General features: G+C 39.0%; 12 protein-coding genes. All 12 read left to right on the top strand.

The features are described from left to right. The first annotated feature begins 41 nt into the window (after positions 1 to 41). Entirely contained in the window at positions 42 to 1,025 is a 984-nt protein-coding gene (locus tag BM086_RS02920; protein WP_242952110.1) for a glycoside hydrolase family 43 protein, read from the top strand. Continuing rightward, complete coding sequence (locus BM086_RS02915; protein WP_141107688.1) at positions 1,006 to 2,973, top strand: glycoside hydrolase family 43 protein; 1,968 nt, start codon at positions 1,006 to 1,008, stop codon at positions 2,971 to 2,973. The genes BM086_RS02920 and BM086_RS02915 overlap by 20 nt, the downstream gene beginning before the upstream one ends. Before the next feature lies 1 nt (position 2,974). After that, complete coding sequence (locus BM086_RS02910; protein ID WP_092323112.1) at positions 2,975 to 3,289, top strand: hypothetical protein; 315 nt, start codon at positions 2,975 to 2,977, stop codon at positions 3,287 to 3,289. A gap of 185 nt (positions 3,290 to 3,474) precedes the next feature. Continuing rightward, positions 3,475 to 3,735 (top strand): hypothetical protein, encoded by a 261-nt coding sequence (locus BM086_RS02905; RefSeq protein WP_092323110.1) that lies wholly within the window; start codon positions 3,475 to 3,477, stop codon positions 3,733 to 3,735. 24 nt (positions 3,736 to 3,759) lie between these two features. Continuing rightward, on the top strand, positions 3,760 to 5,712 hold the full coding sequence (locus BM086_RS02900; RefSeq protein WP_092323107.1) for an EAL domain-containing protein: 1,953 nt from the start codon (positions 3,760 to 3,762) through the stop codon (positions 5,710 to 5,712). Positions 5,713 to 5,714: 2 nt separating this feature from the next. Then, positions 5,715 to 7,670 carry a GGDEF domain-containing phosphodiesterase gene (locus BM086_RS02895; RefSeq protein WP_092323104.1) on the top strand — a complete coding sequence of 652 codons (1,956 nt, stop codon included), beginning with the start codon at positions 5,715 to 5,717 and terminating at the stop codon, positions 7,668 to 7,670. A 97-nt stretch (positions 7,671 to 7,767) separates the two neighbouring features. Continuing rightward, positions 7,768 to 9,033, top strand: a complete 1,266-nt coding sequence (gene hisS / locus BM086_RS02890; protein ID WP_092323102.1) for a histidine--tRNA ligase — start codon at positions 7,768 to 7,770, stop codon at positions 9,031 to 9,033. 22 nt (positions 9,034 to 9,055) lie between these two features. After that, complete coding sequence (gene rhaM / locus BM086_RS02885; RefSeq protein ID WP_092323099.1) at positions 9,056 to 9,370, top strand: L-rhamnose mutarotase; 315 nt, start codon at positions 9,056 to 9,058, stop codon at positions 9,368 to 9,370. Positions 9,371 to 9,377: 7 nt separating this feature from the next. Next, on the top strand, positions 9,378 to 10,043 hold the full coding sequence (locus BM086_RS02880; protein WP_092323097.1) for an HAD family hydrolase: 666 nt from the start codon (positions 9,378 to 9,380) through the stop codon (positions 10,041 to 10,043). Next, positions 10,040 to 11,326: an HlyC/CorC family transporter gene (locus BM086_RS02875; protein WP_092323094.1), complete on the top strand. Its 1,287-nt coding sequence runs from the start codon at positions 10,040 to 10,042 to the stop codon at positions 11,324 to 11,326. Before BM086_RS02880 ends, BM086_RS02875 begins: the two co-directional genes overlap by 4 nt. 96 nt (positions 11,327 to 11,422) lie before the next feature. After that, on the top strand, positions 11,423 to 11,569 hold the full coding sequence (gene scfA / locus BM086_RS02870; protein WP_013281386.1) for a six-cysteine ranthipeptide SCIFF: 147 nt from the start codon (positions 11,423 to 11,425) through the stop codon (positions 11,567 to 11,569). A 159-nt stretch (positions 11,570 to 11,728) separates the two neighbouring features. Continuing rightward, the gene (gene scfB, locus BM086_RS02865; protein WP_092323091.1) at positions 11,729 to 13,168 is read left to right on the top strand and encodes a thioether cross-link-forming SCIFF peptide maturase; all 1,440 of its coding nucleotides are present in this window, start codon (positions 11,729 to 11,731) and stop codon (positions 13,166 to 13,168) included. The last annotated feature ends 9 nt before the right edge of the window (positions 13,169 to 13,177 follow it).

Below are 13,177 nucleotides of genomic sequence, written 5' to 3'. Positions count from 1 at the left end.
TAAGCTCATATGAACGAACAAATAAAAATGCGAGAGGATGGATGATGGAGACAAAGCCTAGAAACGGAAAACTAACTAAGTACAATAATCCTTTTATAGAACAAAGAGCGGATCCTTATGTATATAGACACAGCGATGGATGTTATTATTTTACAGCTTCAGTACCTGAATATGACAAGATTGTTCTAAGAAAGAGCGAAACTCTTGAGGGACTTAAGGAAGCTGACGAAAAATGCATATGGGAAAAGCATGAATACGGAGATATGAGTAAGCATGTGTGGGCGCCTGAACTTCACTATCTTGATGGGAAATTCTACATTTATTTTGCAGCTTCAAGAGAGGAAGACATCTGGAGACTTAGACCATATATCCTTGAGTGCGAAGGACAGGATCCAATAAATGATAAATGGATTGAAAAAGGGATGATACAGAGAAGTGATGATGATATTTATTCCTTTAAGGGCTTTAGTCTGGATGCTACTATTTTTGAAAATAACGGAGATTATTATTATGTATGGGCTGAGAAAGTGGCAGCAGGCATAGGTATTTCAAACCTTTACATAGCTAAGATGGAGACTCCGACCAAGCTTTCCACAGCACAGGTTCTTTTGACAACTCCTGATTATGACTGGGAAAGAGTGGATATTTGGGTAAATGAAGGACCTGCTGTTATCAAGAATAACGAAAGAATTTTCCTGACCTATTCCGCCAGCGCAACAGGAGAGTGCTACTGCATGGGAATGCTGAGCATTGATGCGGGAGATAATCTTCTTGACCCGAGGCAGTGGAGAAAGGAGAAGAAACCGGTTCTTTGCTCTGATAGGGAAAAAGGTATTTATGGTCCGGGGCACAACAGTTTTACAAAAGATACAGATGGAAAAGATGTTTGCGTATTTCATGCAAGAACCTATAAGGAAATTGAGGGAGATCCGCTCTATGATCCAAACAGACATACGATGCTTATTGAAGTAAAATGGGATAAATGTGGATGGCCGGTGTTTGATTATGAAAATAAGATTTATTAAAAAAAGAGTTGCTGTTTTGCTTTCTTTAGCATTACTTGCCGTGACAGCTCTGGGGAGCGGATGTGGAAAAGATAATAGCGAAAGCGATTTGTCTTTAGCAGAAAAAGAGCCAGAGACCGGATTTACAGAATCGCAGGAAAAAATTTCGGTGTCACTTGTAACTGATAAAGATTCCTATGAAGAAGGGGAGATAGTGCACTATACACTGACTATTTCCAATGAAAATCCTGATTACTCAATCTCTGGTAAAAAATTCAGTTATACCAACAAAGGCCTTGTGCCTGCAAGCGAAGGTTCCATGCCTGACATTTTTGATACTATCAGAACCGGAGACACAGTAACTTTATCCGGTGAGCTTATTGGCGGCAATGCAGGGAATCCCGGAAATAGTGCAAGTCTTTCAGGTGATGGGAAAACAGTCAGCTTCAGACCTTATGTTGAGATAAAATATGCCGGTGAGGAGGCAATGGTTAGGTGCGTGCTTAACCTTAAGATGACTATGCTGGTAAGACAGTTTGGAGAAAATGCAAAAAACAACAAAACTGCATGTTGTCATGATCCATCAATTTTTAAGGATACTGACGGAACCTACTACATTTTTGGAACACATATAAGCTGCTCATCCACTACAGATCTTTTTGACTGGACTGAAAGAAATGATGAGTTCAAGTCAGCTCTTTCTCAGGAAACGAGGGATAAGATAAGGCAGTGGAATGATGACAGCGGAGACTGGTGGGGGAACCTTTGGGCGCCTGATATTATTTACAGTAAAGAAATGGGAAAATATCTCATTTACTTAAGTGCAAATGGTGATAACTGGAAATCCAATATAGTTCTTCTTACCGCAGATAATGTAATGGGACCTTATGAGTACGCTGGAAGCATTGTCTATGGCGGATTTGATGAATCAAATTACAAAGAGACAGATGTTGAAAAAGTTCTCGGAGAGGGAGAACTTCCTGAGAGATACATCACCAATGGAGTTGCCAACAAAAAGTGGGGAGATAAGTTCCCAAATTGTATAGACCCTTGCGCATTTTATGATGATGATGGTAATCTTTGGATGACCTACGGTTCCTGGTCAGGCGGTATCTTTATGTTAAAGCTTGACAAAGAAACAGGTCTTAGGGACTATTCAGTAAGCTATGAGACTGATAAACACTCGGATGCATATTTTGGAAAGCTTATTGCAGGCGGCTGCTACGTGTCAGGCGAGGGCTCTTATATCCAGAAAATAGGCGATTATTATTATCTTTTTATTTCCTATGGCGCCCTTGAGGCAAAAGGCGGCTACAATATAAGAGTGTTCAGGTCCAAAACACCTGATGGCCCTTATGAGGATGAACTTGGTCACACACCATTTTATGATTCGTATTCACTTAATATAAATCATCCTGTGGGAGAGAGATTATTTGGCGGATACAGATGGAAGAGCATGAGTGAGGGACAGGTTGCGCAGGGACATAATTCAGCTTTTGTTGATGACGATGGGAAAGCTTATATTGTATTCCATACAAGGACCACAAGCGGCAATGAAGGACATTTTGTAAAGGTACATCAATTGTTTGTAAATGAGGATGGATGGCTGGTTGCGGCGCCGTTCCTTACAGATGGTGAGACACTTGATGAAAATGGACTTGATAAGTCACAGATAACAGGCGATTATGAGATTATTTTCCATCGTCTTGACATCAATTTTGCCAAGTATGAGGTGAACGAAGTAGAACATATTTCTCTTTTGGAAGATGGGACGGTTTCCGGAGATTATCAGGGCACCTGGAGTGTTAAAGAAGGCAAACCATACATAAATCTTGATATAGATGGAGATACCTTCAGTGGTGTTGCTCTTACCATGGAGATTGAAGGCAGCAGTCTTGAAACAACTGTTTTTACCTGTCTTGGGAAAAATACTCAGGTTACTCTATGGGGCAGCAGGATGGTAGAGTGATATGAATTTAAATGATAACGAAAAAAGAAACAATGAAATAACAGACTCAGTTCAAAATCTGATATCTGTAGCAGAAAAAGTCAAAGAACAAGGCTATGACCAAAGACTGGACATTAAAGATGTTTTATTGAAATTCCTTTCATTTATCATGGTTATATGTCTTGGGTTTGCGTGGATGTTTGCCATGCTGATGATAATAAGTTTTGTCTCTTTAGGATACCTCCATTTCAATATAAAAACTATCATCAGCATATCCATTCTTTCTGCAGTGATGGCAGGTGGATATTATTGTTTTAAATTGTTTCGAAACAAATGAAAAAAATGTTTCATGCATCTTAAATTATAGTTAATTTAGGATTGCGTTATCAAATGGTAATCGTTTAAGCATATATTAGGGTATCAAAAAAACAATAATTGACGTATAATAGTGTTATCGGATTTACGCTTTCCGATAACACTTTTTTATTTCATATGAAATAAAATTCTTGGAGAAAAACAAAAATGCCTGGTGAAAATATGACAATGACCTATTCTGCCATCGTGCATGATAAGGATAATAACAAGGTTGTTCACGTTAAATTTGAAAGAGATGGAGATAAAGGCACTGATATGGCAGAAGGAGTTCTTCCGGAATGCAGGATTATCAGTCATAATGGCTATTCCAAAGATGAAATCAGCAGGCTGGAGGATTATTTAAGGGGGAATCTTGACGATCTGATGGCAAAAGCCAAAGTAATCAGTAATCCGCTGAAATGGCTTTGACCGGTTTTAATTGGAGGCTGGCGCATGCAGTATAATTACTACTTTGATATTTGCGCTTTATGTATATTGGCTACAATTGCCGTAACCTCTTTGGCAAGAAGAACGGTTCCTGCGTACAGGCAAAGAGCTTATGGTCTGCTTATAGTCGCTGTATTTATGGCGACTGTCTCAGAACGTGTTGAAACACTTTTGCAGATGAGGCCAAGTACGGCATTCTGGTATCATCCTGCAGAAATGTTTTCAGGTTCTGTCTATTTTCTTGCGCATTTAGCATCTGCGCTGTGTTATTTTCTTTATATTATGTCCGTTTTGGATATCTATGTTAACTATAAGGAATTAAAGAGTTTTGTGACAGTTTTGCTTGCATATAGTGTGGGAGCATTTCTGGTACTGGTAAACCTTTTTTATCCGGTTTTATTCCATTATTCTGAAGACGGTCTATACCATCGCGATTTTCTTATCTGGATATACTATGTCCTTGCTGCGTATTATATAGCAGCAGGGCTTTATCTGATGTTCAAATATAACAGTTATATGATACTGAAAACAAGGGTTGCGATTGCTTCTTACGTATTCTTTATTCTTTCCGGGATTCTGATACAGTTTTTTTACCCGACAGTTCTTATCGAGAATTTCTGTAACGCAGTAAGCGCGACTTTGGTTTATATTACTTTGCAGAATCCAAGCGAGATGGTGGATGAGACTTTAAATGTCTTAAACAGAAAAGCTTTTCTTGAAGGCGTAGACCTTAAAATAAAACTTAAAGGCTCTCATTGTACTATTTTTGTGACAATAGATAACGCGTCTGCTCTTAGCGCTGAGATTGGCTATGCACAGTCGATGATAGTCATCAAAAGGATAGCTAAGTATTTAAGGGGAATTGGCTTTAAAGAATTCAGACTTCAGGCTTATGCATATAAATATTCGGACTATGTTTTTGCTGTGACAGTTCATAGTGAGGATAAGGCAAAAGAACGAAAACTTATGGAAGTCATAGCCAAAAGGCTTAATGAGCCCTGGAACTGCTCGGGCATGGCGATAAAGATTGAGGGACATTGCTTTATGATGCGATATCCTGAAAATTATTCAACACCTTCAGAACTTATGAGTAAGGTTGAGATAATCACGGAAGATATCACAGATAATAAGGAAACGATAGTAGAGGTAGAAGGAGTTGAATTAAGAAAAGTAAAGAAGTTTAAGGACTATGACCTGCTTGCAAGGAATAATCTTGATAATAAGACTGCGGTAATCAGATATCAGCCGCTTGTGTCTAAAATATACAGAATAAATTATTGCGCAGACGTACTGTTTTTTCCGTTAGATGAAAATAATGATGAAGTGGATATGAGAAAGCATATCCCTGAACTTAAAACTACACAGGCTCTTATTGATACTGATGAGTTTGTTTACAGGCGTGCCTGCAGAGCACTTTCTTTCTGGAATGCGGGGGACAAGAATGGTAAATACAGGGCTATTGTCGGATTATCCCAGGGAGAAATATCAAAGAATGATTTTATAAGAAGGATAAAGAAGATTTTAAGAGAAGAGAAGGCAGAGGCTTCATGGATAAGCCTTAAGCTTTCTGAGACTACTCTTACTACCATGAGTAAGGTAGCAGAGCGCAATCTGCGGCTTATGGGTGACATGAACAGCTCTATCATTGTAGATAAATTTGGAAGTGGCTACGGTGACCTTGACCGTATTTTATCACTCCCCGTAATGCAGGTGAATCTAGACATTGATGTCTTAAGAGCTGCACTTAATTCACCAAAGATGAAGATAGTGACAGAAGGTATGGTGAATCTTTTCCATGATGTCAGTATTTTTGTTGGGGCTACAGAGATAGAGTCTCCCGATGAAAAAGCGATTGCTGAAGAAATCGGATGTGATTATCTCATGGGTGATTACATTGGAAAACCTGTAAAAGATAGTTCATTTGTAAAATGTATCGATGCTTATTTTGAAGAAGGTTAAACATGGAATTTTTGACTAACCCTCAAACCTATGATATCTGTTTTTCAGTTGCATCACTTGTGCTTATTATAGTAACTCTTATGATCCATCTTTCAGAGGAAAAGTACTTTAATAAGCAGAGGCATATTTTTGGTGCGCTTGTCATTGATGCATTTATGCTGAATATTATGGGGCTTTTCCATAATTTATATCTTTATAACGATCTGGCAAAAGAAATAATCGGTTATGAGGCAAATTGTCTTATCGTTCTTGTTGAGAAACTTTTTACATATCTTGTTCCGTATTTCTCCATTTGCTATGTCATGAGCATCTTTCAGATAGAAAGTAAGAGTATTCGTAAAAAACTCCTTATCGTCATTCCGACGATGTACTCTATGATTTTTTATCTTGTGGGATACTTTACCAATATATTCTTTGTATTTACTGAAGATGGAAAAATTGATTATATTTATCCCCAGGGAGCTTCCGTTAATATAAATGTTTATCTGTATTTTATTTTCGCAGCGTATCTTCTTACAAAGTATTCAAAATCCCTGAGCTCCGAAAAAGCAACTGCGCTCTGGATATATTTTGCGCTGATGGTTTTGGGAATCCCTATCAGGATATTAACAAAGTCAAGCTCAATCTTTGAATTTAGCGTTTCAATAGCGCTTCTTTTGTGCGTATATACATTCCAAAATCCCAGCGAATTTGTGGACAGCATGTCAGGGGCAGGAACCAAGAATGCTCTTCGCTTTACCATTACAACAAATCTTTTGCAGAAAAAAGAGTTTACTCTTTTAGGAATAAGAATTGACAGGCTTACAACAATCCTTGGGGAAGAAACGCTTGAAGATTCATCTGAGCTTCTTAATCAGATTTCTGATTATTTAAAACAGCTTGCTCCAAACGGATATGTTTTTTATCCTGAACTGGATGACTTTGTAATTTTATTCCCGGGAGTTACGCCTGATGAAATTGTAGTCGAAAAGACCGCGGAGCAGATACGCAAAAGATTTAAGGATACCTGGAAAATAGGTAATGAGCAAAAGAAATTATTTGAAACTCCTTATGCCATAGCTTTTCCCGATGAAGTGTCAAGTATCGAAAGATATAGTGAGATAAGAGACGTGCTTGATAAGGCACTTTCCAAGCAGAGTAGAGAAATCCTTAGGGTTGCTGACCTTAATCTTAAGGTTGTTGAGCATGACAAGAAGATTGATAATATCGTAAAAAGAGCTATAGAGGATGAACTGTTAGAGGTTTACTATCAGCCAATCTATACACCTGTGACAGGAAAATTCTCATCCTGCGAGGCACTTCTTAGATTAAAGGATCCACATCTTGGGTTTATCTCGCCTGCGATACTTATGCCGATAGCTGAGAGAAACGGAACAATTCTTTCTATAGACAAGTATGTTCTTTCAACGGTGTGCGATCTGTTTTCTGCCACTGATGCGAGAAAACATGGTCTTGAGTATGTAGAAGTAAACCTTTCTGTGGTTGACTGTATTCAGGCAAATCTTGTGGATAATATCATGGGAACGCTTGATAAATACAAGGTAGCGCCAACTGAGATAAATTTTGAGATAACTGAGACCTATGAACAGGGAATAACCTCGGTTATGGATGAGAACATAAAAAAGCTTATGGAAATGGGCTTTAAGTTTTCTATGGATGATTTTGGAACCGGTTATTCAAATATTGCAAGAGTGGCAACCATGCCTGTTACTATCTTTAAACTGGATAAGAGCATTATTCAGTCAGCCTTTGAGTCAGAAGTTTCTTATATGGTGATGATAAATCTTATAAAGATAATAAAGTCACTTAAGAAAGAAATTGTTGCTGAGGGTATTGAAACTGGTGAACAGGCAAGACAGCTTATAAAACTTGGCTGTGACCACATTCAGGGATTCTTTTATGCGCGCCCAATGCCAAAAGAACAGTTTTTACAGTTCCTCAAGGATCATAATGGATAAAACGGATAAATCTTGCAAAGAACATGGTGAATGTGTATAGTAATTTAGGAAATGTATAAATAATTTATGAAATTTAAGGTATGAGGAAGGTTGATTTATGGCATTGATCAAGAAGCCTGTTACAGGCATGAAAGATATTCTCCCTGCTGAGATGCAGCTTAGGGATTATTGCATAGGCGTTATTAAGAAAACTTATGCAGAGTTTGGTTTTACTTCTATTGAAACACCGGCAGTTGAGTCACTTGCAAATCTAAACAGCAAGCAGGGCGGTGAAAATGAGAAACTTATATTTAAGGTAATGAAGCGCGGAGAAAAGCTGAATCTTGAAACAGCTAAGGAAGAGAACGACCTTACAGATTCCGGGCTTAGATATGATCTTACTGTTCCGCTTGTTCGTTTCTATGCTAATCATGCAAATGAACTTCCATCACCATTTAAGGCTCTTCAGATGGGAAGTGTATGGAGAGCTGACAGACCTCAGAAGGGCAGATATCGCCAGTTCATGCAGTGCGATATCGATATCCTCGGTGAAGCATCTAACCTTGCAGAGATAGAGCTTATTCTGGCAACAACAACAACTCTTGGAAGACTTGGTTTTAAGGACTTCAAGATCCGTATAAATGAGAGAAGAATTCTTAAGGCAATGGCTGCTTACAGCGGTTTCCCTGAGGAAGAATATGATAATGTTTTCATCACTCTTGATAAGATGGATAAGATCGGTATTGACGGAGTGGCAGAGGAACTTGAAAAGAGCGGCTTTAATAAGGAAAGCATCGATAAGTATCTTGATCTTTTCAGAGCAAGCGAAGGAAAGAATGGTCTTGACGGACTTAAGATAATTGCAGATATGCTTGGTGACTATTTAGAGGCTGAGGTAAGAGAGAGCCTTGAAGAAATCATCAGCAGCGTAGATGCTACAAAGTCAGCTCAGTTTGAGATGGTATTTGATCCTACACTTGTTCGTGGAATGAGCTACTATACAGGAACAATTTTTGAGGTAGCTATGCCTCAGTACGGCGGAAGCTGCGGTGGCGGCGGACGTTACGACAAGATGGTTGGCAAATTCCTTGGACAGGACACACCAGCCTGTGGTTTCTCTATTGGATTTGAGCGAATCATCATGATAATGATGGACGAAGGCTTTAAGATTCCGGGAGAGAGTAAGAAGGTTGCCTTCCTTATCGAAAAAGGCATCAAGGGTGAGCGTCTTGCACAGATCATTTCAGAAGCTCAGAAGGAAAGAGAAAACGGAAGAAGCGTTCTTGTTGTAAGAATGAACAAGAATAAAAAATTCCAGAAGCAGCAGCTTACAGAGCAGGGCTACACAGAAATCAAGGATTATTATGCAAATCCATTGAGTTAAGGGGAATATATAGGGGGAGAGTATGATAAGAAAAGGTTTTAAGATGAAACTGTATCCGGGGATGGAGAAAGAGTACGAAAAAAGGCACAACGAGCTTTGGCCTGAAATGCAGAAGATGATCCATGAGCACGGCGGTCACAACTACAGCATTTTTCTTGATACTGAGACTCTTATTCTTTACGGATACATAGAAATAGAAGATGAGGAGTTGTGGAAAAAGAGCGCAGACACTGAGATTAACCGCAAGTGGTGGGATTTTATGGCAGATATCATGGAAACTAATCCTGATAACAGCCCTGTGGCAATCGATCTGCACCCGGTTTTTCATTTAGATTAAGCTTATTATGAAATGTAATACTGTTATATTTGATCTTGACGGAACGCTGCTTAATACGCTGGAAGATCTGATGGACAGCGTTAATTATGCGCTTGAGCGCTATGGATTTCCTAAGAGAAGCCTGGAAGAGATAAGGCATTTTGTTGGAAATGGCGTTGAAAAGCTGATGGAACGAGCCATTCCTGACGGGAAAGATAATCCGGCATTTGAAGAGACTTTTTCCTGCTTTAAGGATTATTATCTTATCCATTGCAACGATAAGACAGGGCCGTATCCGCAGATTATGGAACTTCTTGCTAAGCTTCATGATAATGGCTACAATATGGCAATTGTATCCAATAAATACATGAATGCGGTAAAAGAACTGAATGAACTGTACTTTAGCAGGTTCATTAAAGTTGCGATTGGCGAATCTGCAGGCATTCGCAAGAAACCGGCGCCTGATACGGTTTATGAAGCGATAAAAGAACTTGGCGCTAAAAAAGAATGCTGCATATATGTGGGCGATTCTGAAGTGGATTACATGACCGCGAAGAATAGTGGCCTTAAATGCATATCCTGCCTATGGGGATTTAGAACCAAAGAAGAAATAATTCAGGCAGGTGCAGAGGGGAATATATATGTGACAGAGCCAATGCAGGTATTTGAGATTTTACAGGAGGGAGATTTTTGAACATTCACTTAGTCAGGCTGATAGTATTGGTGGTATTGGTACTTCTTTCAGGCTTCTTTTCTTCGGCTGAGACTGCTTTTATGACTGTAAACAGAGTTAAGGTAAAAGCACTTGCCGATGCGGGAAATAAAAGAGCAGTCTTGGTGCTTGGAATATGTGAAGATACCCAGAAGATGCTGTCAGCGATTCTGATTGGAAATAATATTGTTAATCTTAGCGCATCAGCGCTTATGACTGTTTTTGTCACAGATTTATGGGGAAGTTTTGCGGTAGGAATAGGAACCGGAGTGTTGACACTTGTGGTTCTGATCGCTGGTGAGATTTTACCAAAGACTATTGCAACAGCGTATTCTGAGACTATTTCTCTTATATACGCGAGAACAATTCTTTTTATCATGGCGATAACAAAGCCGCTTAATTTTATCATTAACGGCATTGCAACTGCTATATTAAAGGTTTTAAGGATTAACGTTCAGAGCAGGCAGACAATGACTGAGAACGAACTTAAGACCTATGTGGATGTAAGTCATGAGGACGGTGTCATAGAGTCCGGTGAGAAAGAGATTATTTATAACGTCTTTGATTTTAGTGACGCAGTGGCAAAAGATATCATGATCCCAAGGATTGATATGTCTTGTGTCAGTTCAGAGACAGATTATAATGAAGTCATGAAGGTGTTCAAGGAAGAAATGTACACCAGAATCCCAGTTTATGAGGGAAATGAGCAGGACAATATAATCGGTCTTATAAATATCAAGGACCTTATTCTTATACAGGATAAAGAAAATTTCAAGATTACTGATTACCTTAGAAAAGCTTATTATACCTACGAGTACAAAAAGACAGCAGATCTTTTGATAGAAATGAGAGAAAAGTCGCAGAATGTGGCATTTGTCCTTTCTGAATACGGAACTACAGTGGGAATGATCACCCTTGAAGATCTTCTTGAAGAAATTGTCGGAGAGATAAGGGATGAATATGACTCTGATGAAGCTCAGCTGATCAAAGAGCTTGGCGATAATAAGTATCTGGTAGAAGGTAACATGAAGCTCGATGACATCAATGATGCTCTGGGAACAGAGCTTGATTCGGAAGATTACGATTCTATAGGAGGTCTCATGATTGAGAATCTTGACAGACTTCCGAGATATGGTGAGACAGTTACCCTTGATAATGGTACAACGCTTACTGCAAGGGGAATCAAGCGCAACAGAATAACAAAGGTTCTGATGGTTGTGGTTCCCAAATTAAAATCTGATATTGAAGAGGATGATAAAGAATAAAATCCACTTTAATAAATTTGTAAAATATGTTATACTGAGTCGATGAAAAACTCGGAATATGGTTTTATTAACCACAGTTTCTAGTAGGAGGCAATTATGAAACATGTAAAGTCATTAGTTACAAGAAATCTTAAGGAATCCATGAAGAAGGGCGGATGTGGTGAGTGCCAGACATCATGTCAGTCAGCTTGCAAGACTTCTTGCACAGTAGGAAATCAGAGCTGCGAGCAGCTTAGCAAGTAATTACCGGTTACAGATATTCCGGGAAGCACATATATTATCCCGGAAACATGATTAAGTCATGTCGGGCAGCGACTTTGTCGCTGCCTCACTTTTTGTGGCTTAAGTCAAAAAATGGCACAAGACCGGTAAATCAGTTTTAGAAAAGTTTTAGGAGTTATTATGATTCATGCATATAAGAACAACGGTTACAACATAGTATTGGATGTTAACAGTGGTTCAGTTCATGTTGTTGATGATGTTGTTTTTGACCTGGTAGAGGTTGTAGAAGAGAAGCTTCGCAGCAAATACGGAACTGCTGCGGCAGCAGAGGATAACAGTGGAGTTTCAGGTGAAGAGACTCAGTGGTTATATGAAGAGGTTAAGAATATTTCAGAGATCAGTCAGAAATATTCTGATGAAGAATTAAGAGAAGCTGTTGAGGAACTTTTGGAACTTAGAGCTTCAGAGGTTCTTTACACAGATGATGTTTATGAGAATTATGTAGATGATTTTCAGAACCGCGATACTGTAGTTAAGGCTTTATGTCTTAATATAGCTCACGATTGTAATCTCAGATGCAAATATTGCTTTGCTGATGAGGGTGAGTATCATGGAAGAAGAGCGCTTATGACAGAGGAAGTTGGTAAGGCTGCTCTCGATTTTTTGGTTAAGAATTCAGGAAACAGAAGAAATCTTGAAGTTGATTTCTTTGGCGGCGAACCGCTGATGAATTGGGAAGTTGTAAAGAAGATCGTTGAATATGGTCGTTCAATCGAGAAAGAGAACAATAAAAACTTCCGTTTTACTATTACAACCAATGGTACTCTTTTAAATGACGAAATACTAGCTTATGTAAATAAAGAGATGGGAAATATCGTGCTTTCTATCGATGGACGTAAGGAAGTGCACGATTCCATGAGACCAAAGCGCGGCGGACAGGGAAGTTACGATGAGATAGTTCCTAAGTTCCAGAAGGTTGCTGAGAGTCGTCATCAGCTTAGATATTTCGTAAGAGGAACCTTTACACATAATAATCTGGATTTCTCAGAAGATGTCAAGCATCTGGCAGACCTTGGCTTTAAGCAGATATCTGTTGAGCCGGTTGTTGCAAAGCCTGATGACTGGTATGCACTTAAGGATGAAGATATTCCTGTATTATGCGAAGAATATGATAAACTTGCGAAGTTTTATATTGAGAGACATAAAGAGGGCAGAGGTTTTAACTTCTTCCACTTTAATATAGACCTTGAGGGTGGCCCTTGCGTTGCAAAGAGATTATCCGGATGTGGTTCAGGATGTGAATATTTGGGAGTTACTCCCTGGGGAGATTTATATCCTTGTCATCAGTTTGTTGGTAATGAAGATTTCATCATGGGAACAGTCTTTGAAGGAATCAAGAGAAACGACATTCGCGAGATGTTCAAGAAGAGCAATGTTTATTCCAGACCTGAATGTGAGAAATGTTTTGCCAGATATTATTGTAGCGGCGGATGTGCTGCCAATGCCTATAATTTCAATGGCGATATCAATACGACATATAAGCACGGATGTGAGCTTCAGAGAAAGCGCATAGAATGTGCCATTATGATAAAAGCGGCTTTGGCCGAAGAAGAAGGTTAACGGAGGATT

Source organism: Butyrivibrio sp. YAB3001, assembly GCF_900112195.1.
GTDB lineage: Bacteria > Bacillota > Clostridia > Lachnospirales > Lachnospiraceae > Butyrivibrio.
This window is presented reverse-complemented; position numbering and strand designations above follow the sequence as displayed.